This window comes from Kutzneria viridogrisea DSM 43870, from assembly GCF_000525635.1.
GTDB lineage: Bacteria > Actinomycetota > Actinomycetes > Mycobacteriales > Pseudonocardiaceae > Kutzneria > Kutzneria viridogrisea.
Genome location: NZ_CP007155.1, coordinates 989,389 through 1,009,193 on the forward strand (window position 1 = coordinate 989,389; position 19,805 = coordinate 1,009,193).

General features: G+C 70.3%; 22 protein-coding genes. 14 read left to right on the plus strand and 8 right to left on the minus strand.

The genetic code is table 11. The annotated features are described in order from the left end of the window. Positions 1–31 precede the first annotated feature (31 nt). Positions 32–1,249, plus strand: coding sequence for a glucose-1-phosphate adenylyltransferase (gene glgC / locus KALB_RS04740; protein WP_025354578.1), 1,218 nt, complete (start codon positions 32–34; stop codon positions 1,247–1,249). Between the two features lie 65 nt (positions 1,250–1,314). On the opposite strand, the gene KALB_RS04745 is transcribed toward glgC, so the two are convergent. After that, the gene (locus KALB_RS04745; RefSeq protein WP_025354579.1) at positions 1,315–1,953 is read right to left on the minus strand and encodes an O-methyltransferase; all 639 of its coding nucleotides are present in this window, start codon (positions 1,951–1,953) and stop codon (positions 1,315–1,317) included. A 203-nt stretch (positions 1,954–2,156) separates the two neighbouring features. Here KALB_RS04745 and sigE point away from each other — a divergent pair, with 203 nt between their 5' ends. From sigE to tatB, 4 genes are read left to right on the plus strand one after another with little or no spacing between them, the layout of a single operon-like run. Further along, the gene (gene sigE / locus KALB_RS04750) at positions 2,157–2,744 is read left to right on the plus strand and encodes an RNA polymerase sigma factor SigE (RefSeq protein ID WP_025354580.1); all 588 of its coding nucleotides are present in this window, start codon (positions 2,157–2,159) and stop codon (positions 2,742–2,744) included. Then, positions 2,741–3,397: an anti-sigma factor family protein gene (locus tag KALB_RS04755; protein ID WP_025354581.1), complete on the plus strand. Its 657-nt coding sequence runs from the start codon at positions 2,741–2,743 to the stop codon at positions 3,395–3,397. Before sigE ends, KALB_RS04755 begins: the two co-directional genes overlap by 4 nt. 44 nt (positions 3,398–3,441) lie before the next feature. Then, complete coding sequence (locus KALB_RS04760; RefSeq protein WP_025354582.1) at positions 3,442–5,004, plus strand: S1C family serine protease; 1,563 nt, start codon at positions 3,442–3,444, stop codon at positions 5,002–5,004. 9 nt (positions 5,005–5,013) lie between these two features. Then, complete coding sequence (gene tatB, locus KALB_RS04765) at positions 5,014–5,430, plus strand: Sec-independent protein translocase protein TatB (RefSeq protein ID WP_025354583.1); 417 nt, start codon at positions 5,014–5,016, stop codon at positions 5,428–5,430. 3 nt (positions 5,431–5,433) lie between these two features. Here the strand turns inward: tatB and KALB_RS04770 are convergent, their stop codons facing one another. Beyond that, positions 5,434–5,865 (minus strand): MarR family winged helix-turn-helix transcriptional regulator, encoded by a 432-nt coding sequence (locus KALB_RS04770; protein ID WP_236650171.1) that lies wholly within the window; start codon positions 5,863–5,865, stop codon positions 5,434–5,436. Between the two features lie 153 nt (positions 5,866–6,018). On the opposite strand from KALB_RS04770, the gene KALB_RS04775 reads away from it, so the two are divergent. Next, positions 6,019–7,164 (plus strand): Mrp/NBP35 family ATP-binding protein, encoded by a 1,146-nt coding sequence (locus tag KALB_RS04775; RefSeq protein WP_025354585.1) that lies wholly within the window; start codon positions 6,019–6,021, stop codon positions 7,162–7,164. 69 nt (positions 7,165–7,233) lie between these two features. On the opposite strand, the gene KALB_RS04780 is transcribed toward KALB_RS04775, so the two are convergent. The 4 genes from KALB_RS04780 to KALB_RS04795 all read right to left on the minus strand — a co-directional run bounded on the left by KALB_RS04780 (position 7,234) and on the right by KALB_RS04795 (position 10,426). Beyond that, positions 7,234–7,818 (minus strand): DUF1003 domain-containing protein, encoded by a 585-nt coding sequence (locus KALB_RS04780; protein WP_025354586.1) that lies wholly within the window; start codon positions 7,816–7,818, stop codon positions 7,234–7,236. Next, positions 7,811–9,088, minus strand: coding sequence for a magnesium transporter MgtE N-terminal domain-containing protein (locus KALB_RS04785; RefSeq protein ID WP_025354587.1), 1,278 nt, complete (start codon positions 9,086–9,088; stop codon positions 7,811–7,813). The genes KALB_RS04780 and KALB_RS04785 overlap by 8 nt, the downstream gene beginning before the upstream one ends. A gap of 142 nt (positions 9,089–9,230) precedes the next feature. Then, positions 9,231–10,091 carry an aminoglycoside phosphotransferase family protein gene (locus tag KALB_RS04790; protein WP_025354588.1) on the minus strand — a complete coding sequence of 287 codons (861 nt, stop codon included), beginning with the start codon at positions 10,089–10,091 and terminating at the stop codon, positions 9,231–9,233. Then, on the minus strand, positions 10,088–10,426 hold the full coding sequence (locus KALB_RS04795; protein ID WP_236650172.1) for a hypothetical protein: 339 nt from the start codon (positions 10,424–10,426) through the stop codon (positions 10,088–10,090). The genes KALB_RS04790 and KALB_RS04795 overlap by 4 nt, the downstream gene beginning before the upstream one ends. Before the next feature lie 341 nt (positions 10,427–10,767). On the opposite strand from KALB_RS04795, the gene KALB_RS47455 reads away from it, so the two are divergent. The 8 genes from KALB_RS47455 to KALB_RS04830 all read left to right on the plus strand — a co-directional run bounded on the left by KALB_RS47455 (position 10,768) and on the right by KALB_RS04830 (position 18,430). Continuing rightward, positions 10,768–10,929 carry a hypothetical protein gene (locus tag KALB_RS47455; protein ID WP_158510710.1) on the plus strand — a complete coding sequence of 54 codons (162 nt, stop codon included), beginning with the start codon at positions 10,768–10,770 and terminating at the stop codon, positions 10,927–10,929. Between the two features lie 109 nt (positions 10,930–11,038). Beyond that, entirely contained in the window at positions 11,039–12,235 is a 1,197-nt protein-coding gene (locus tag KALB_RS04800) for an acyl-CoA dehydrogenase family protein (protein WP_025354590.1), read from the plus strand. Between the two features lie 113 nt (positions 12,236–12,348). Next, positions 12,349–12,873, plus strand: a complete 525-nt coding sequence (locus KALB_RS04805; RefSeq protein ID WP_025354591.1) for a YflT domain-containing protein — start codon at positions 12,349–12,351, stop codon at positions 12,871–12,873. Between the two features lie 207 nt (positions 12,874–13,080). Beyond that, entirely contained in the window at positions 13,081–14,358 is a 1,278-nt protein-coding gene (locus KALB_RS04810; protein ID WP_030108047.1) for an ABC transporter substrate-binding protein, read from the plus strand. A gap of 43 nt (positions 14,359–14,401) precedes the next feature. Continuing rightward, the gene (locus tag KALB_RS04815) at positions 14,402–15,295 is read left to right on the plus strand and encodes a carbohydrate ABC transporter permease (RefSeq protein ID WP_025354593.1); all 894 of its coding nucleotides are present in this window, start codon (positions 14,402–14,404) and stop codon (positions 15,293–15,295) included. Continuing rightward, positions 15,295–16,140 (plus strand): carbohydrate ABC transporter permease, encoded by an 846-nt coding sequence (locus KALB_RS04820; RefSeq protein WP_025354594.1) that lies wholly within the window; start codon positions 15,295–15,297, stop codon positions 16,138–16,140. The genes KALB_RS04815 and KALB_RS04820 overlap by 1 nt, the downstream gene beginning before the upstream one ends. A 7-nt stretch (positions 16,141–16,147) precedes the next feature. Then, positions 16,148–17,332: an ABC transporter ATP-binding protein gene (locus KALB_RS04825; RefSeq protein ID WP_025354595.1), complete on the plus strand. Its 1,185-nt coding sequence runs from the start codon at positions 16,148–16,150 to the stop codon at positions 17,330–17,332. Positions 17,333–17,443: 111 nt separating this feature from the next. Continuing rightward, positions 17,444–18,430 (plus strand): hypothetical protein, encoded by a 987-nt coding sequence (locus KALB_RS04830; RefSeq protein ID WP_030108049.1) that lies wholly within the window; start codon positions 17,444–17,446, stop codon positions 18,428–18,430. A gap of 47 nt (positions 18,431–18,477) precedes the next feature. Here the strand turns inward: KALB_RS04830 and KALB_RS04835 are convergent, their stop codons facing one another. Together KALB_RS04835 and KALB_RS04840 are read right to left on the minus strand one after the other, a co-directional pair. After that, positions 18,478–19,458 (minus strand): sensor histidine kinase, encoded by a 981-nt coding sequence (locus tag KALB_RS04835; RefSeq protein WP_025354597.1) that lies wholly within the window; start codon positions 19,456–19,458, stop codon positions 18,478–18,480. After that, positions 19,455–19,739 carry an STAS domain-containing protein gene (locus KALB_RS04840; protein WP_158510711.1) on the minus strand — a complete coding sequence of 95 codons (285 nt, stop codon included), beginning with the start codon at positions 19,737–19,739 and terminating at the stop codon, positions 19,455–19,457. Before KALB_RS04840 ends, KALB_RS04835 begins: the two co-directional genes overlap by 4 nt. Positions 19,740–19,805 lie beyond the last annotated feature (66 nt).

The window sequence follows — 19,805 nt, forward strand, 5'->3', positions numbered from 1 at the left end:
ACGTAGTGCCACACAGATAGGGTTCCGGATCGTGAAGGGCCAGCCGCACGTTCTCGGAATTGTTCTCGCGGGCGGCGAGGGCAAGCGCCTGTGGCCGTTGACGGCGGACAGGGCCAAACCGGCCGTGCCGTTCGGCGGCAACTACCGGTTGATCGACTTCGTGTTGTCCAACCTGGTGAACGCGGGACTGTCCAAGCTGTGCGTGCTGACGCAGTACAAGTCGCACTCCCTGGACCGGCACATCTCCACCACGTGGCGGCTGTCCAGTGTGCTCGGGCAGTACATCACCCCGGTCCCGGCCCAGCAGCGGCTCGGCCCGCGCTGGTACACCGGCAGCGCCGACGCGATCTTCCAGTCGCTCAACCTGGTGCACGACGAGAAGCCGGACTACATCGTGGTCTTCGGCGCCGACCACGTGTACCGGATGGACCCGGGCCAGATGGTCGAGCAGCACATCGACACCGGGGCGGGCGTCACCGTGGCGGGCATCCGCGTGCCGCGCGCGGAGGCGCGGGCCTTCGGCTGCATCGACTCCGGCGCCGACGGGCGGATCACCCGGTTCCTGGAGAAGCCCGCCGAGCCCCCGCACGTGCCGGACAACCCGGACGTGACCTTCGCGTCCATGGGCAACTACGTGTTCACCACCGAGGCGCTGCTCGACGCCCTGCGCGCCGACGCCGCCGACCCGGACTCCGATCACGACATGGGCGGCAACATCATTCCCATGCTGGTCGGCGCGGGCGGGGCCAACGTCTACGACTTCGACGACAACGTGGTGCCCGGCGCCACCGAGCGCGACCGCGGCTACTGGCGGGACGTGGGAACCCTGGACGCCTACTACGAGGCGCACATGGACCTGGTCTCCGTGCACCCGGTGTTCAACCTCTACAACCAGGCCTGGCCCATCCGCACCGCCACGCCCCCGCTGCCGCCCGCCAAGTTCGTCAACGGCGGCGCCGCGCACGAGTCCATCGTCGGCCCGGGGTCGATCATCTCCGGCGCCGCGGTGCGCGAGTCGGTGGTCAGCTCGGACGTGGTGGTCGAGGCCGGTGCCCAGGTCGAGGGCAGCGTGCTGCTGCCGGGGGTGCGCGTGGGCAAGGGCGCCGTGGTGCGCAGGGCGATCCTGGACAAGAACGTGGTCGTCGCCGACGGGGCCGTGATCGGCGTGGACCAGGAGGCCGACCGCGAGCGCTACACGGTCAGCGCGGGCGGGGTCGTGGTGCTCGGCAAGGGCGCGCGGGCGGAATAGCCGGTCGATGCCATGAAAGTGCCGTTGCTGGCGTCCAGTGCCAGCAACGGCACTTTCATGGCACCTCAGGGGCGTTTGGCGGCCACCAGCAGCCCGTCGCCCACCGGCAGCAGCAGCGGGACGAGCCGCTCGTCCTCGCGGACGGCCCGGTTGACCTCGCGCAGGGCCGTGGTCGCCGAGTCCCGGTGGTTCGGGTCCACCACCCGCCCGCTCCACAGCACGTTGTCGAAGGCGATGACCCCGCCCGGCCGCAGCATGCGCACCCCGTGCTCCAGGTAGCGCGGGTACTCGGGCTTGGCGGCGTCCACGAACACCAGGTCGTAGCCGCCGTCGGTGAGCCGGGGCAGCACGTCCAGGGCCTGGCCCATGATCAGCCGGGTGCGGCCGGGCGCGATCCCGGCCTCGGCGAAGGCCCGCCGCGCGGTGCGGTGGTGCTCGGGCTCCACGTCGATCGAGGTGAGCACCCCGTCGGGGGCCATGCCGCCGAGCAGCCACAGCCCGCTGACCCCGGCGCCGGTCCCGATCTCCACCACGGCCCTGGCCTGCACCGCCGCCGCGAGGAAGCGCAGCGCGGCCCCGCCGGACACGCCGATCGGCACACAGCCCAGCTCGTGTCCCCTGGCCCTGGCCGCGGCGGCCGCCGCGTCCTCGGCCGGGTAGCCCTCCACGAACTCGCGGACCTCGGGCACCGCGAAGATCGGCATCTCGGCTGTCACAGGGTGTGAGGTTAGCGGCGAGTGCCCCGGTCGCGGGTGAACCCACCGTGAAGTCACTTTCTCAGGCTGCTCTCAGGGCACTCTCACGGTCGGCACATGCGCTGCCGACACAGTAGGTGGGGAACAACTCCGAGGCCCTCGGCGTTGTGCCAGCAGAAGGGCAGCCGCCCGCAGGAGGTGCCGTACCACACATGACCACGCCGCAGACCGAAGTCAAGCCGGTGGAGATCGCTCCCACCTCGGCTGATGGCGGCTGGACGCCTCCGTCCTGGGACGAGATCGTCCGCGAGCACGCCGACCGGGTGTACCGGCTGGCCTACCGCCTCAGCGGTAACCAGCACGACGCCGAGGACCTGACCCAGGAGACCTTCATCCGGGTCTTCCGCTCGCTGGCCTCCTACAAGCCGGGCACCTTCGAGGGCTGGCTGCACCGCATCACCACGAACCTGTTCCTGGACATGGCGCGGCGCCGCTCCCGGCTGCGCATGGAGGGCCTGCCCGAGGACACCGACCGCCTGGTCGGCGACGACCCGAGCCCCGAGCAGGTCTACTCGGCCACCCACCTGGACCCGGACCTGGAGGCCGCGCTGGACGAGCTGCCCGCGGAATTCCGGGCCGCCGTGGTCCTCTGCGATGTCGAAGGCCTGTCCTACGATGAGATCGGCGCGACGCTCGGCGTGAAGCTGGGCACCGTGCGCAGCCGCATCCACCGCGGCAGGCAGGCACTCCGGGCGAGCCTGGAGCGCCGTCGTCAGATGGCAGGGGAGGGGCTTGCATGACGGACCTGCGTGGCTGGAGTCTGCCGCGCCTGCCGGAGCAGCACCTCGCGCCGGACGCCGTGGTCGCCTTCGTGGACGGTGAGCTGTCCGCCACCGCCCACGACCGAGCGGCCGCGCACCTGGCGCGGTGCCCGTTCTGCGCAGCCGAGGCGGCCACCCAGCGGCACGCCCGCGCCGCCATGCGCACCGCTTCCGCCCCCGTCGCCTCCGCGGGCCTGCTCGCCTCGCTGCGGGCCATCCCGCAGGAAGTCGAGCTGCCCAGCGGCCCGGACAACCTCGCCGTGACCGAGGACGGCCAGCTGGTCACCGTGCTCAGGCCGGGCAAGACCCAGTCCGTGCCCTTCGGCTCCGGCACGCCCTTCGGTTCCTCCCAGCCCCTGGGCAGCAGCCCGAACGTGCTGGGCCGCCGCCGTGCCAAGCAGGGCGCGGGCGCCGTGGTCTCCGGTCTGGTGCTGGCCTCGCTGGCCATCGTCACCATGCACGGGGACGCCCCGGTCGGCGGCACCGAGGCGGGCAACCGCCCCGGGGACTCGCACCCGGCGGTGGCCGGTGTGCCCGTCGACCCGCGTGCCCAGCGCCCGGTGCCCGCCACCGCCACCGCCACCGTCACGACCACCGTGGCCACCACGATCACCGAGCTGCCGCACCGCTGACCCAACACCAGGACTTCACCGGACGTGCGGCAGGCTGAGCGGTAATGAGCGAGCAGTCCAGCCCGCCCCCGGAGGGGCCCGAGGCATTCCGGACCCCGGTGTCGGGCGTCGACGACGGTGCACACCGTCGCATTGGCCCGCGCCCGCTGGACCGCCCCTCCGTGGACCCCGCGCAGGCCGCCGAGTTCGCCCGGCCGCAGGGCGTCACCGGGGCCTTCACGCCCCCGTCGCAGGCCACCAACGGCTCCTCCTCCGCGCAGCTGGCACCGCCGCCGCCGGAGGCCCTCGTCTCCGCCTTCCGCCGCCCCGATCGCGGCAGCGAGCTGCGCCTGCAGCGCCCGCCCGGGGAGGTCCCGCTGGGTGAGCAGCCCGCGGTGGAACCGGTCTTCTGGGCCGCCGACGCCGAGCGCGACCCGTGGCGCGACCCGGGCACCGGCGCCGTGCTGGGGCCGCCCGCTGACCCCGCCACCAAGAGCGCGACCGGCACCGACCAGTCCGCGCCCGGCGGCTCCGGCGCCCTGCTCAGCGTGCCGGAACTGCTGTTCGGCAGGCGGGTCAAGCCGCTGGCCCTCGGCGCGCTGGCCGGGGTCGCGCTGCTGCTCGGCGTGGCCGGTGGCCTGGTCGGCTGGGGCATCGCCCAGCTGGGCAACCCGCTGACCAGCAACGTCACCCTGAGCGAGGTCGAGCCGGGCAAGGAGCGCGCACCCGGCTCCATCGCGGAGATCACCAAGCGGGTGGAGCGCGCCGTGGTGCAGATCGAGGTCCGCACCGGGCAGACCGGCGGCCTGGGCTCCGGGGTGGTCATCGACGGCGCGGGCTACGTGCTGACCAACAACCACGTGGTCTCCGCCGCGGCCAAGGACCCCGCCGCCTCGCTGAAGGTGGTCTTCGCCGACGGGACCAAGACCGAGGCCAAGATCGTCGGCAGGGACGCGCGCACCGACCTGGCCGTGATCAAGGTGTCGGTGAGCAACCCGACCGTGGTGCAGCTGGGCAAGTCCAGCTCGCTGGCCGTGGGCGACCAGGTGATCGCGATCGGCTCCCCGCTCGGCCTGTCCAGCAGCGTCACCAGCGGCATCGTCAGCGCGCTCAACCGGCCCTTCCAGGCCGCGGGCGAGGGCCAGGACCCGCCGTCCACCTACGACGCCATCCAGACCGACGCCGCGATCAACCACGGCAACTCCGGCGGCGCGCTGCTGGACTCCACCGGGGCCCTGGTCGGCATCAACAGCGCGATCGCCTCCCCGCAGGACACCGGCTCCATCGGCATCGGCTTCGCCATCCCGATCGACTTCGCCCGACGCATCGCCGAGTCCCTGATCCGCGACGGCCAGGTGCACCACGCCGACATCGGGCTCAACGCGCGCTCGGTGTCCTCCACCTCCACCGACGGCGCCCAGGTGCAGAACGTCAAGCAGGGCGGGGCCGCGGACAAGGCGGGCATCGCCGAGGGGGACGTGATCGTGAAGCTGGGGGACCGGCCGATCCGCAACGCCGACGAGCTGTCCGTGGCGGTCATCGAGCGGGGCATCGGGGAGACCCTGCCCGTCCAGGTGGTGCGCCAGGGCCGACAGATGGCGCTACAGGTCACCACGCAGTCCGATTAGGCTGGGCACGTGTTCGGTATCAGCTGGCCAGAATTCCTCGTCCTGGTCGTCGCGGGCCTGTTCATCCTCGGCCCCGAACGACTGCCCGGCGCGGCCGCCTGGCTGGGCAAGAGCATCCGGCAGGTCAAGGACTACGCTAGCGGGGCGCGCGAGCAGTTGCGCTCGGAGCTCGGGCCGGAGTTCGACGAGCTGCGCAAGCCGCTGGACGACCTGCGTGAGCTGCGCGGCAACCTGGACCCCAAGCAGGCCCTGCGCAGGCACCTGCTCGACGACATCGACCTCAACGACTACAAGCCCAACGGCTTCGCAGCCTCACCGCCGACCACGCCGTCTCCCTCCGGCCAGTCGGCTGTACAGCCGTCGAGCCGGGAGCAGCGACCGCTGTCCCCCGGCGAACGACCCCCGTTCGACCCTGACGCGACCTGAGCGTCAGGGTCCGTCGCCGAGCGGAGGGGCTGCCTCCGCCAGGTGCTCACATGTCCTGCCGAAAGCGCCCATCTCCGTCTCTTCCAGCACCTCGACGAAATGTCGAACGACGCCGGCCAGGTGGGTGCCGGACGCGGTGCGCAACCGGTCCAGTCCTGCCTGGGTGAGTACCGCCACCACGCCCCTGCCGTCGCCGTCCGCCCGCTCCCGGCCGACCAGGCCGGTCCGCTCGAGGCGGTCGACCAGCCGGGTGACCCCGGAGCGGGAGAGCAGGACTGCGTCGGCCAGTTCGGTCATCCGCATCCGCCTGCCGGGCGCCTCGGCGAGCTGCACGAGCACGTCGTAGGAGGCCAGCGAGAGGCTCTGCTCGGAGACCAGCTCGGTCTCCAGATGTCGGGTGATCCTGGCGTGTGCACGGAGGAAGGATCGCCACACGGCTAACTCGGTCCGGGTGGGCAATCGAGTACGTCCTGTGTCAAGCACGACCCCTCATGTTACGGAGTGCGTCCAGTCCGTCGCACAGCGCCCCGTTGCTGCCCATCGGCCGCCGGATGACCGGCCGGTAACAACTGCTCGTAGCATGGGTGTGTGACCACGACCCAGCCACTGCCCACGACCGAGGACGTGCGCACCGCGCTGTCCCGCGTGCAGGACCCGGAGATCCGCCGCCCGATCACCGAACTCGGCATGGTGAAGGACGTCCAGGTCGGCGCGGACGGCCAGGTCACCGTGACGGTGTACCTGACCGTGGCCGGTTGCCCGATGCGCGACAAGATCACCGCCGACGTCACCGCGGCGGTGTCGGCGCTCGAGGGCGTCCGGGGCGTCAGCGTGTCCCTGGAGGTCATGAGCGACGAGCAACGCACCGAACTGCGCCGCACCCTGCGCGGGGACTCCGCCGACCCGGTGATCCCCTTCGCCCAGCCCGGATCGATGACCAGGGTGTACTGCGTGGCCTCCGGCAAGGGCGGGGTCGGCAAGTCCAGCATGACCGTCAACCTGGCCAGCGCCATCGCCGCGCGCGGGCTGTCGGTGGGCATCGTGGACGCCGACATCTACGGGCACTCGATCCCGCGCATGCTCGGCGCCCAGGGGCGGCCGACCCAGGTCGAGAAGATGATCATGCCCCCGCAGGCCAACGGGGTGAAGGTCATCTCGATCGGCATGTTCGTGCAGGGCAACGCCCCGGTGGTCTGGCGCGGGCCCATGCTGCACCGCGCGCTGCAACAGTTCCTGGCCGACGTGTTCTGGGGCGACCTGGACGTGCTGCTGCTCGACCTGCCGCCGGGCACCGGGGACATCGCGATCTCGGTGGCCCAGCTGATCCCCAACGCGGAGATCCTCGTGGTGACCACCCCGCAGCAGGCCGCCGCCGAGGTGGCCGAGCGGGCCGGGGCCATCGCGTTGCAGACCCGCCAGCGCATCGCCGGGGTCGTGGAGAACATGTCCTGGCTGGAGATGCCCGACGGCTCCAAGATGGAGCTGTTCGGCGCGGGCGGCGGGCAGGCCGTGGCCGACTCGCTGTCCAAGGCCGTGGGCGCCGACGTGCCGCTGCTGGGCCAGGTGCCGCTGGACCCCCGGCTGCGCGAGTGCGGGGACGCGGGCACCCCGCTGGTGCTGGCCGAGCCCGAGGCCCCGGCCTCCCAGGTGCTGCGCGAGGTGGCCGCCAAGCTGTCGGTGCGCTCGCGCGGACTCGCCGGCCGCCTGCTCAACGTGAGCCCCGCGGGCCGCTAGCCCCCGCCGACCCGATGTCAGGAAAGTGCCGTTCGAGACACTAGATGTCTCGAACGGCACTTTCCTGACTCAGCGCCGGTGCACCACCGGGTCCTCCTCGTCGTCCCAGCGCGGGTCGTCCCGGATGGCCTCCGCCGAGGGGCTGGACTTGCGCCCCTTCGTGGCGGACTTGCCGCTCGCCTTGCGGGTGCCGGCCAGGTCGGCGCGCAGCCGGTCCAGCTCGCTGCGCAGGTAGTCCCTGGTGGCCACCTCGCCAACGGCCAGCCGCAGCGCGGCCAGCTCCCTGGCCATGAACTCGGTGTCCGCCTTGGTCTGCGCGGCCCTGCTCCGGTCCTCCTCCAGCGAGATCCGGTCCCGGTCGTCCTGCCGGTTCTGCGCGAGCAGGATCAGCGGGGCGGCGTAGGCGGCCTGCGTGGAGAAGGCCAGGTTCAGCAGGATGAACGGGTACGGGTCCCACTGCAGGGTCACCGCGAACAGGTTCAGCCCGATCCAGACCACCACGATCAGGGTCTGCCAGAACAGGAACTTGCCGGTGCCCAGGAAACGGGCGAGCCGTTCGGAGAAGCGGCCGAACGCCTCCGGGTCCACCTCGATGGCCCACCGGCGGGGTCTGCGCGGCTGGTCCAGCCGCCTGCGGCCGGGCAACTCAGGCATTGCTGACCTCTTCTTCCACCTCGTGGTGCCCGCTGTCGCGCCAGTCCTGCGGCAGCAGGTGGTCGAGCACATCGTCCACGGTGACCGCGCCCAGCAGGTGGTCCTCCTCGTCCACCACCGGCGCGCACACCAGGTTGTACGTGGCGAAGTACTTGGTGACCTCCATCAGCGTGGCGGTCGGCGGCAGCCGGGGCAGGTCGGTGTCCAGCGCCCCCGCGACCAGGTCCGAGGGCGGCTCGCGCAGCAGGCGCTGCAGGTGGACGCAGCCCAGGTAGCGCCCGGTCGGCGTGGCAGTGGGCGGGCGGCACACGAACACCATGCTGGACAGCGCCGGGGTCAGTTCCGGGTTGCGTGCCCTGGCCAGCGCCTCGGCGATCGTCGCGTCCGGGGTCAGCGCCACCGGCTCGGGGGTCATCAGGCCGCCCGCGGTGTCGAAGGAGTACTCCAGCAGCCGCCGCACCGGCGCCGACTCCTCGGGCTCCATCAGCTCCAGCAGCCGGTCCTTGTCCGGTTCGGGCAGCTCGGCCAGCAGGTCCGCGGCGTCGTCGGGGTTCATCGCCTCCAGCACGTCGGCGGCCCGCTCCTCGTCCAGGTGCGCCAGCAGGTCCTTCTGGTCCTCCTCGCCCAGCTCCTCGATGACGTCGGCCAGCCGCTCGTCGTCCAGCGCGTCGGCCACCTCGTAGCGCCGCTTGGCTGGCAGCTCGCGCAGCGCGTTGGCCACGTCGGCGGCGCGCATCGTGTCGAACACCGCGATCAGCTGCTGGGCGCCCTGCGGCTGTGAGGCCAGCTCGGTCAGCCCCAGCCCGGTGACGTCCTCCCAGCGCAGCACCTGAACCGGTCCGCGCCGCCCCAGCCGCCCGGTGCGCTCGCGCACGGCGACCCGGCCGATCACCCAGTCGCGGGTCCTGGTCGGCTCCATGGCGGCGTCCACCACCACGGCCGCGCTGCCGGTCGACTCGACGACCACCCGTGCGTCGAGCACCTGGCCCACCACCAGCACCTCGTTGGTGCGCTGGTGGAAGTGCCGCAGGTTCACCGAGCCGGTGCTCAGCGTGACCGCGTTCGGCTCGATGGCCGCCACCCGCAGCATCGGCACGAAGATCCGCCGCCGGGTGACCATCTCCACCACCACGCCCAGCACCCTCGGTGGCTGCCTGCCGATCCGCAACCCCGCAACCAGGTCCCTGACCTTGCCTATCGGTTCACCGTCCGGGCCGAATACCGGCAAACCGGCCAGTTGTGCCGCGAAAACCCTGCTCGTGGCTGCCACGGTCCAAGGCTAGCCTTACCGGGCGCCCCGCAGCCCGCCGAACTCGCCCGCCGCACCGCGCACGGGTGGGGCGAGCCGGGCTTGTTCGGGGGCGGAATCGTTGTGCGCCAACAGGTCGGGGCGGGCCGTCCACTCCGCGTGCTCAGCACACGGTGTGCGCGATCACCTCGACCATGTCGGCCATCTCCTGTTCACCTTCGGTGTCCAGCGCCCAGGTCCAGTTCTCCAGCGCGGACACCAGCGTCCAGGCCCGCGCCAGGTCCAGGTCGAGCCCGGCCGCGTCCACCAGCGCGGCCAGCCGCCGACCCACCCCCGGCCCGTCGAACTGGTTCCACAGCAACGGGGTCAGCCCGAACTCCGGGTCACCGGCCACGGCCTTCGGGTCGATCACCAGCCAGGGCTCGCGCTCGCCGGCCAGCACGTTCTCGAAGTGCAGGTCCTGGTTGACGATCAGCCGCCGCGACACCGGTCCCAGCTGGGTGCACACCTCGATGCCCGCGTCCAGCAGCCGTCGCGGGATGCGCGTCTCGGCCGCGAACTCCTCCGCCCAGCGCTCGGCCAGCCCGGCCAGGGTCCGGATCTCCGGCGGCGCGGGCACGGCCTGCCTGCGCAGCAGCTCCCCGGCGATCCGCACCGCCTCGTCCAGTTCGATGTCCTCCAGGGACCGGTCGGCGTCCAGCCGCTCCAGCAGCAGGGCGGAGTCGCCCGCGCCGTGGTCGAGCAGCCGCACGGCACCTCGTCCGTCCCAAGTGGACAGTGTCAGCCACTCGTGCTCGGTCTCGGGCGAGGGCAGCGAGAGCTTCAGCACCGCGGGGCTTTCATCGGCCCCGCGTACCGGGAGCACCAGCCCGACCGCCCCGTGCATCGGCGCCCCGTCGGGCCGGAGGTCCCAGACTTCCAGGTACTTCGCGAACAGTTCGGGCACCCGGCTCAGCCACTGCCGTGCCGGTTCGCCTTCCCAGCGCACCAGTGAGCTCGCGAACTCCTCCGGGATCTCGATCATCGCGCGGGTTCCAATCGGTACACCTCGGTCCACTCCGCCGCCCTGTTCAGGCGGGCCGCCGTCAGCGCGGCACTGGTCAGCTCGTCCGGTTCCACGCGGGTCGCCGCGGCGGCGAACTCGGCAAGGTGCGAGTGGGTCGTCGGCGAGCGCACCGTCACCCGGCACGGCACCCCGTCGGCCAGGCCCGGCACCTGCTGCTCCGCGCCGCCCGTCGCCACGAACAGCGCGCCGTCCCGCCACACCGCCCACACCAGCCTCGCCTGCCGCCCGTCCGCGGCCACCCAGACCGCACACGCCTTGCGCAGCGCCGCGTCCAGCACTCGGGTGATCTCCACGAGGCCAGCCTGCCACGGGTGTGGCCCGTGTTGGCGGCGCGGGCGAGAACAGTCGTCGCCCGGCGGGAATTCAGGTGTTCCGGCGGCGGGGTCGAATACCGTGATGGACGGGGTTTCCGATCACCGTCCAGTCTGCCCGCAATGGAAAAACACGTGAGCAAGCCCCCTGTCCGCAGGCCGGCTAGCTGGGCTGATCCGTTAGCGGATGTGACCGCAATCAATGATCGAACTACCACAATCGCGGTGCTCGACTACCGGTTGTGTCTGATCACGGTGAGATAACGCACATCGGGCAACCTCGGTTTGCCTTGCACCCCGGTGCAGGGGCAACGCTGGTGCCCATGTCCGACAGCAAGAGAGGTATCCGGCTGTTCCGTCGCCGCAATCGCGACGACCTGTTGGAGCGCAGTTTCGTGGAGTGCGCCGACTGCGCGCAGCCGGTTTACGTGTTCGCCGAGACCTGCCGCGGCTGCGGCCACGCCGTGGAGCTGCGCGCGGGCTGAACCGATCGCGTGAGGACCTTCACACGGTGCGATCGTCGTTGGAACGGGATACTCACCGGTAACCCAGCGTCGGGTACTCCGGCGCCGCCGCGACGACAAGGGGAGTGCGATGGCTCGTCTCGCCCAGACCGCCGGTCTCACCGATGTGCAGCAGGAGATCCTGTCCACGGTCCGCGACTTCGTGAACAAGGAGATCATCCCGCACGCCCAGGCGCTGGAGCACGAGGACGCGTACCCCACCGACATCGTCGAGGGCATGAAGGAGATGGGGCTGTTCGGCCTCACCATCCCCGAGGAGTTCGGCGGGCTCGGCGAGTCCCTGCTGACCTACGCCCTGGTGGTCGAGCAGATCGCCCGCGGCTGGATGAGCGTCTCCGGTGTGATCAACACCCACTTCATCGTGGCGCACATGCTCAAGCAGCACGGCACGCCGGAGCAGAAGCAGCACTACCTGCCCCGCATGGCCACCGGTGAGGTCCGCGGCTCGTTCTCCATGTCCGAGCCCGACCTGGGCTCCGACGTGGCCGCGATCAAGACCAGGGCCGTGCGCGAGGGCGAGGACTTCGTCATCGACGGCCAGAAGATGTGGCTGACCAACGGCGGCACCTCGAACCTGACCGCCGTGCTGGTGCGCACCGACGAGGGAGCGCCCAAGCCGCACCAGAACCTGACCACCTTCCTGGTGGACAAGCCCGTCGGCTACGGCGAGGTCACCCCCGGCCTGACCATCCCCGGCAAGATCGCCAAGATGGGCTACAAGGGCGTGGACACCACGGAAATGGTGTTCAGCGGCTACCGGATCGGCGCGGGCCAGGTGCTCGGCGGCCAGACCGGCAAGGGCTTCGGGCACATGATGGACGGGGTCGAGGTCGGCCGGGTCAACGTGGCCGCCCGCGCCTGCGGCATCTCGCTGCGCGCCTTCGAGTTGGCCGTGGACTACGCCCAGCAGCGCAAGACCTTCGGCAGGCAGATCGCCGACCACCAGGCGATCGCCTTCAAGCTGGCCGAGATGGCCACCAAGGTCGAGGCCGCGCACCTGATGATGGTCAACGCCGCCCGGCTCAAGGACTCGGGGCAGCGCAACGACGTCGAGGCGGGTATGGCCAAGCTGATCGCCTCCGAGTACTGCGCCGAGGTGACCCAGGAGTCCTTCCGCATCCACGGCGGCTACGGCTACTCCAAGGAGTACGAGATCGAGCGCCTGATGCGCGAGGCTCCGTTCCTGCTGATCGGTGAGGGCACCAGCGAGATCCAGAAGACGATCATCAGCCGCGGGCTGCTCCGGGAGTACCAGTCACGGGGCTGAACGGGGGACGGGCACCCGGGTGGTCTTGACGCGGGTTCGGTGTGCCCGGTTCGCGTGCTCGCGCGCGGGTTGGAAGAATGGGACGCCACCGTCCGCGAACGAGGTGATCCACGGTGACGACTCCGTTCTCCGCCCAGGATCGGCCCGGCGGCCCGCCGAGGCTGCCCACCAAGCCGACCGGCTGGCCGATCGGTACCTACGAGGAGTACGGCCAGGCCCAGCGCGCCGTCGACTTCCTCGCCGAGAGCGAGTTCCCCGTCCAGGAGGTCACGATCGTCGGCGTGGACCTGATGCTGGTCGAGCGCGTGACGGGGCGGCTGTCCTGGGGCAGGGTCATCGGCGCGGGCGCCGCGTCGGGCGCCTGGTTCGGACTGTTCGTCGGCGTGATGCTCAACCTGTTCTCCGGCTCGCAGGGCGGCGGCCTGGTGCAGATCGCCGTCTGCCTCGCGCTGGGCGTGGTGTTCTTCGTGGTCTTCGCCGCCGTGGGCTACGCCTCCACCCGGGGCAGGCGCGACTTCCAGTCCTCCAGTCAACTGGTCGCCGGTCGCTACGACGTGCTCTGTCAACCCCGGCACGCCGAGCAGGGCCGTGACCTGCTGGCGAAACTGGCCATGCGGCCCGCGGGCGGTGCTGTCTGAGCGGGATTGGCACAGCGGGGCAAAAGAGGCACGCTGCGTGTCTGAATCGTTGCCTCGACCGCTTGCGGCCCGCCTTACCCGGTCCTAGGTTCACCTGAACCGGTCCACCAGAGCGCGCTGCGCGCCCGTGGACCAGCGGGCACGTCGGGGTGCCGGGCAGTGCATTGGTCTGGTCCCCTTCGTGATCAAGGGAAGGGAGGCAGGCTGATGGACGGACCAGGACGCGGTCGACAATCGCGGTACCGGGTCACGGCTGCGCTGGCGACCGCGGTGGTGGCGGCGCCTGCCTTGGCGGCGTGCGGGGCGAGCACCGCCGGGGGCATCACGATCAACGTCTACTATGCACCTGAGCAGCACTTCCAGCAGGTGGTCGACGACTGCAACAAGCAGGCGGACGGCAAGTACACCATCGTCTACACCAAGGCTCCGCGCGACTCCGACGGCGAGCGCGAGCAGAAGGTGCGAAGGCTGGCCGCCAAGGACCCCAGCATCGACGTGGTGGGGCTGGACGTCACCTGGACGCCGGAGTTCGCCAGCGCGGGCTGGATCGAGCCGTGGACGGGGGAGAACAAGGCCGAGGCGGAGAAGGACGTGCTCGCCGGGCCGCTGGCCTCGGCCAGGTACGACGGCCAGCTCTACGCGGCGACCAAGAACACCAACGTGGAGCTGCTCTGGTACCGCGCTGACCTGGTCAGCCAGCCACCGTCCACATGGGACGAGATGATTTCCCAGGCGCAGCAGCTGAAGTCGCAGGGCAAGCCGTACCAGGTGGCCTTCAAGGGCGCGCAGTACGAGGGCCTCGTCGTGGCGTTCAACACGCTGACCGCCTCCTCGGGCGGCACGATCGTGTCCCCTGACGGCAGCAAGGCCACTGTGGACGAAGGGGCCGTTCAGGCGCTGGGCACGCTCAAGAAGTTCGCCACCTCGGGCGTCACGAGCGCCAACATGTCCAATGCGCACGAGCAGGAAGCCGCGCTGCAGATGGAGAACGGGGACGCGGCCTTCGAGATCAACTGGCCCTACGTCTACGCCTCCATGCAGCAGGACAAGCCGGACCTGGCCAAGAACTTCAAGTGGGCGCGCTACCCGAGCGCGGTGGCGGGCCAGCCGAGCAAGGTCACCATCGGTGGCTACAACCTGGCCGTGAGCTCCTTCTCCCCGCACAAGGCCGAGGCGTTCAGCGCCGCACTGTGCCTGCGCAGCGCGAAGAGCCAGGAGTACTCGGCGGTCAACGACGGTGTGCCGCCGACCATCTCCTCCGCCTACGACAGCGCGGAGATGGCCAAGGCGTACCCGATGAAGGACACCATCAAGGACGAACTGGAGACCGCCGTGACCCGCCCGGTCACCCCGGCCTACCAGAACGCCTCGATCGCGATCCAGAACGCGATCTCGCCGCCTGCCTCGATCCAGCCGCAGCAGACCGCCGACGCGATGCGCAAGTCGATCCAGGAGGCGCTGGACTCGAAGGGGGTGCTGCCGTGAACGAGCTCGCGAGTTCACCATCGAGCGTCAGCGAGGTGGGGGCATGAGTCAGGCGTTGAGCGAGGGCAAGAAGGCCGAGCGCAGGCTCGGGCTCCTGTTGTGCGCACCGGCCGCGATCGTCATGGTCGCGGTCACCGGGTGGCCGATCATCTACTCGATCTGGCTCTCCCTGCAGCGCTACGACTTGCGGGTCCCGGCGAAGCAGGCGTTCGTCGGCCTGGACAACTACGTCACCGTGCTGACCAACGGCTACTGGTGGAACGCCTTCGGGGTGACCGTGGGCATCACCGTGGTGTCGGTGGTCATCGAGTTGGTGCTGGGCATGGCGCTGGCCCTGATCATGCACCGGACCATCGTGGGCAAGGGCCTGGTCCGCACCGTGGCCCTGATCCCGTACGGCATCGTCACCGTGGTCGCGGCGTTCAGCTGGAAGTACGCCTGGACCCCGGACACCGGCTACCTGGCCGCCATGCTGGGCCCGGACACCGCCATCCTCACCCAGAAGCTGCCCGCCCTGGGCGCGATCACCCTGGCCGAGGTGTGGAAGACCACGCCGTTCATGGCGCTGCTGCTGATGGCCGGGCTGGCGCTGGTGCCCGAGGACCTGCTCAAGGCCGCCGCCATGGACGGCGCTGGTCCGTGGCAGCGGTTCACCAAGGTCATGGTGCCGGTGATGAAGCCCGCGATCCTGGTCGCGCTGCTGTTCCGCACCCTGGACGCGTTCCGGGTGTTCGACAACATCTTCGTGCTGACCCAGGGCTCGCAGGGCACCGGTTCGGTGTCCATGCAGGCCTACGACAACCTGATCAAGGGCCTGAACCTGGGCATCGGGTCCACCATGTCGGTGCTGATCTTCATCACGGTCGCGATCATCGCGTTCGTGTTCATCAAGGTGTTCGGTACCGCTGCCCCCGGCAGTGACCCGGGGAGGCGCTGATGGCCGTCATCACAAGCGGTGTCGACACCGGCCGCAAGGTGCGCTGGACGATCATCGACGTGGTCGTGGTCGTCTACGCCCTGGTCCCGGTGCTGTGGATCCTGTCGCTGTCGTTCAAGACCAAGGCGACGCTGGGCGACGGCAACTTCATCCCGCGCGAGTGGTCGCTGCAGAACTACGCGGACATCTTCACCACCAACGAGTTCCTGCTCGCGCTGGTGAACTCCATCGGCATCGCGCTGATCGCCACCGCGATCGCCGTGGTGCTGGGCACGATGGCCGCCTACGCCATCGCCCGGCTGGAGTTCCCCGGCAAGAGCGCACTGGTCGGCTTCTCGCTGCTGGTGGCGATGTTCCCGCAGGTGTCGCTGGTGTCCCCGCTGTTCGACATCGAGCGCTCGCTCAACCTGTTCGACACCTGGCCCGGCCTGATCCTGCCCTACATCACCTTCGCGCTGCCGCTGGCGATCTACACCCTGTCGGCGTTCTTCCGCGAGATCCCGTGGGAGCTGGAGAAGGCCGCCAAGATGGACGGGGCCACGCCCGGTCAGGCCTTCCGCAGGGTGATCGCCCCGCTGGCCGCGCCGGGTGTGTTCACCACGGCCATCCTGGTGTTCATCTTCTGCTGGAACGACTTCCTGTTCGCCATCTCGCTGACCTCGACCACCCGGTCGCGGACGGTCCCGGCGGCCCTGCAGTTCTTCACCGGCGCATCGCAGTTCGAGTCCCCGACCGGGCAGATCTGTGCGGCCGCCGTGGTCATCACGATTCCGATCGTGCTGTTCGTGTTGTTCTTCCAGCGCCGCATCGTCGCGGGGCTGACCTCCGGCGCAGTGAAGGGGTGAGGCCGCTGTGGCCGAGATCGTTCTGGACAAGGTGACCAAGCGCTACCCGGACGGCGCGCTCGCCGTCAACGAGGTGAACATCGAGATCGCCGACGGGGAGTTCATCATCCTGGTCGGGCCCTCCGGGTGCGGCAAGTCCACCACGCTCAACATGATCGCCGGGCTGGAGGACATCACCGAGGGCGAGCTGCGCATCGGTGGGCAGCGGGTCAACGAGCGGGCGCCCAAGGACCGTGACATCGCCATGGTGTTCCAGTCCTACGCGCTCTACCCGCACATGACCGTGCGGGAGAACATGGCCTTCCCGCTGCGGCTGGCCAAGGTGGACAACGCGACGGTCGAGAAGAAGGTCACCGAGGCGGCCAAGATCCTCGACCTGACCCAGCACCTGGACCGCAAGCCGTCCAACCTCTCCGGTGGCCAGCGCCAGCGGGTGGCCATGGGGCGGGCGATCGTGCGCAGCCCCAAGGCGTTCCTCATGGACGAGCCTCTGTCCAATTTGGACGCCAAGCTGCGCGGTCAGATGCGCACCTCGGTGTCGCGGCTGCAGAAGCAGTTGGGCACCACCACGGTGTACGTCACGCACGACCAGACCGAGGCGATGACCCTCGGCGACCGCGTGGTGGTCATGCGCGGCGGTGTGGTGCAGCAGATCGGTGCGCCGCAGTTCCTCTACGACCACCCCGCCAACCTGTTCGTGGCCGGGTTCATCGGCTCCCCGTCGATGAACTTCATGCCCGCGACCCTGGAGAACGGCGCGCTGAGCACGCCGCTGGGCCAGGTCGCGCTGGGCGACAGGGTGCGCAGTGCGGCGGAGAAGGCCAACGCCCCGCGCGAGGTCATCCTCGGTGTGCGCCCCGAGCACTTCGAGGACGCCGCCGTGCTCGACGAGGCCGCCAAGGCACGCGGCTCGGTCTTCACCGCACAGGTGGACGTGCTGGAGTCGATGGGCTCGGAGAAGTACGCCTACTTCACGGTGGACGGCGAGCAGGCCAGTTCCGCCGAGCTGGCCGAGCTGGCCGCCGACTCCGGTTCCGCCGACGTGCCCTCCAGCGGCAGCCAGCTGGTGACCCGGCTGTCGGCCGCGTCCGGGGCAACCGAGGGTGGCTCGGTGCAGGTCTGGTTCGACACCGAGAAGGTCCAGTTGTTCGACCCGTCCGACGGGCGCAACCTGACCTACTCGGCGGAGTAGCACCACCGGGCGGACCGTCACTCTCAGCTGTGGCGGTCCGCCCACTTCACCCTGGTTGGCCGCTGATTTTCGGTACTGCTCGGTGTCACCATCGCAGGTGGGGTGATCGCCATGAGCAGCAGCAACCGGTCGCGCACCACCGACTGGCAACTCACGGTGGAGGCACGGGCCAGGCGGGTACGCGCGGAACTGACCGACCTGGAGACGGTTCCCGGCACCGAGCGCGACCGGGCCGCCGCCCTGATGTCGCTCGAGGTCGTGGACGCCGCGTTGCACGCCAGGGACCGCTGGCTGCACGCCATCGCCTCCTGGTGGTCGGGCTGGCACATCGAACGGGCCTGGCGTGCACTGCACGAGGCGGAGATCCGGGTCGAGGCCGCCCAGCCGGATCTGGCGGGCCGGTTGCCCGGGCTGCGCCAGCGCGTCGCCTCGTACCTGCCCGAGGACGACCTCCGCCGCCGCGCGCTGGAGTCCCTGCAACCCTCGCGGCCGGCCAGTTCCGTTGACCGCGCCGTGGTCGTGGACGCGCTGCGGGCCGCGTTCGACGCCACCGACGACGCGCACGGCGGTGCCCGGGCCCTGCGCAACAAGCTGATCGCCGCCGCGGTGATCCTGTTCGTCATCAACACCGCGCTCGGCGTGCTGGGCCTCGTGCGCGCCGGGTTCATCCCCATGTGCGCACACCTGCCCGAGGCGGGGGAGCACAGCAGCCAGCTCACCGTGTGCGCCTCCGGCGGGCGGCTGCCCGGCCCGGCGGACATCTGGCTCGTACAGCTGGTCGGTGCCTTCGGCGCGATCATCGCCGCGGTCGTGCTGCTCACCCGCAGACGGCCGAGCCTGTCCCCGTACGTGCTCATCGGCTACCAGGCGCTGATCAAGGTGCTGCTCGGGTCCGCGCTGGCGGTCGTCGGTGTGCTCGCGCTGAGCGCGGGCGTCGCCCAGGGGCTGACCTGCATCACCTCGCAGTCCGCGCTGCTGCTCTGGTCCGCGCTGCTCGGCTACTCGCAGCAGGTCGGCACGCGGTTGCTGGACAACTACGCGGACCGGGTGATGGACCAGGTCCGGCCGCTGCCGGAGACCACGGTCCACCCGCGCTAGCGTCCGGCCAGCGCGGATGGGGCCTGGCGGGCACGCGACTGGGACCACTAGCGGGGGTGGACCGGGTTGTTCTGCAGCAACTCCTCCGCTCCGGGACCGGGCATCGCCATCTCGATGGTGCAGGCCTCGTCCGAGGTCTGGATGGTCACCCGTTCGCAGATCTGGTTCGTCAGCCACAGGCCGTCACCGGGCCGTTCGCGCAGTTGCGGTGGTCGGAACCCGGCGAAGGGGTGCGCCTGCTGCGGGTCGGTGGTGTGCAGGGTGCACACCACCTGTCCTGCCTCCGGGCGGATCCACGCCGTCGCCTTGCGCACCCCCATCTTGATCAGGTAGGTGATCGCCTCGCCCGCCGCGATGGTGAACATCGCGGTGCGGTCCTCGGGCAGGCCGAACCGCGCGGCCCGGTCGATCACGTAGCGCCGCAGGGCGACCAGATCCCCGTCGAACCGGTGCCCCTCCTCGGGATCGGCGGGCAGCGCGACGTCGATCGCCGGGCCGCAGGAGGCCGCGAACAGCTCCGGTACCACGAAGTCCGGCGAGACGGCGGACTGTGTGCCGACCACGCACTCCGGATGTGTGCGACGCGAGTCGGCGATGATGTCCGGCGGGACGATCCTGGTGTCGTAGGGGCAGATCATCCAGATGCTGGTGTCGGCGAGGATGACGTTGAGCCCTGCCTCCATCCGCTTCCACGCCGCCACGTCGCGCGGCGAGCGGCCCGTCCAGATCGGTTCGGCGAGAATTCGAACGGATTTCGTCGAATCCTGTGCGATTTTGCGCGCCCAGTAGCGGTAGAAAGCCGTTGCCCGCTGTGGCGGACGGCGGCCGAAGTATGCGGATTCGGCGTAGTCGATGCCCGCGGCCTTGCTGCCCATCTCCCGGTGCAGGAGATCGAGATTGGCGGCGGTCGTGGTCACCAGAACCGGCTCGGCCCGGCGCAGGCCTTCCTCGACGAAGGGCACCGCCATGGCGAGGAACTCCGCGTCCGAGCCGTACACGCAACCCTGGTGGCGGAACGGAGCGCTCATCGCAGCCTCCAGGACTTCTCGTGGACCTGCAGTCCCGGTGTTTGCTCCCACCCGAGGAGCCGGATCATGTCCACCAGGTGCGGAGCGAGTTGGTGGACGACCAGTTGACGCTGGTCAGTGGACAGTTCGATGGCGGTGGTGGCGAGCACGCGCGCGATGTCCAGGCTGAGGTGGGGCACCCCGGCAAGGTCGATGTGCACGTCGCCGGCGGTGACCTGAGTGACGTCGGACAGGGCTGTGCGCAGGTCGGGTGCGGCGCAGTGGTTGAGTTCGCCCCGCACCACCAACCCTGGTGGGGCAGTTGTCGGTGTAATCCACATACCCGTATTCCTCGTAGATTCCGAGGG

Coding starts and splice junctions, on each gene's coding strand:
- KALB_RS04755 (WP_025354581.1), top strand. CDS start 2,741: ATGACGGACCTGCGTGGCTGGAGTCTGCCGCGCCTGCCGGAGCAGCAC.
- KALB_RS04800 (WP_025354590.1), top strand. CDS start 11,039: ATGGCTCGTCTCGCCCAGACCGCCGGTCTCACCGATGTGCAGCAGGAG.
- KALB_RS04830 (WP_030108049.1), top strand. CDS start 17,444: ATGAGCAGCAGCAACCGGTCGCGCACCACCGACTGGCAACTCACGGTG.
- KALB_RS04760 (WP_025354582.1), top strand. CDS start 3,442: ATGAGCGAGCAGTCCAGCCCGCCCCCGGAGGGGCCCGAGGCATTCCGG.
- KALB_RS04790 (WP_025354588.1), bottom strand. CDS start 10,091: ATGATCGAGATCCCGGAGGAGTTCGCGAGCTCACTGGTGCGCTGGGAA.
- KALB_RS04780 (WP_025354586.1), bottom strand. CDS start 7,818: ATGCCTGAGTTGCCCGGCCGCAGGCGGCTGGACCAGCCGCGCAGACCC.
- KALB_RS04835 (WP_025354597.1), bottom strand. CDS start 19,458: ATGAGCGCTCCGTTCCGCCACCAGGGTTGCGTGTACGGCTCGGACGCG.
- KALB_RS04745 (WP_025354579.1), bottom strand. CDS start 1,953: ATGCCGATCTTCGCGGTGCCCGAGGTCCGCGAGTTCGTGGAGGGCTAC.
- KALB_RS04820 (WP_025354594.1), top strand. CDS start 15,295: ATGGCCGTCATCACAAGCGGTGTCGACACCGGCCGCAAGGTGCGCTGG.
- KALB_RS04815 (WP_025354593.1), top strand. CDS start 14,402: ATGAGTCAGGCGTTGAGCGAGGGCAAGAAGGCCGAGCGCAGGCTCGGG.
- KALB_RS47455 (WP_158510710.1), top strand. CDS start 10,768: ATGTCCGACAGCAAGAGAGGTATCCGGCTGTTCCGTCGCCGCAATCGC.
- sigE (WP_025354580.1), top strand. CDS start 2,157: ATGACCACGCCGCAGACCGAAGTCAAGCCGGTGGAGATCGCTCCCACC.
- KALB_RS04810 (WP_030108047.1), top strand. CDS start 13,081: ATGGACGGACCAGGACGCGGTCGACAATCGCGGTACCGGGTCACGGCT.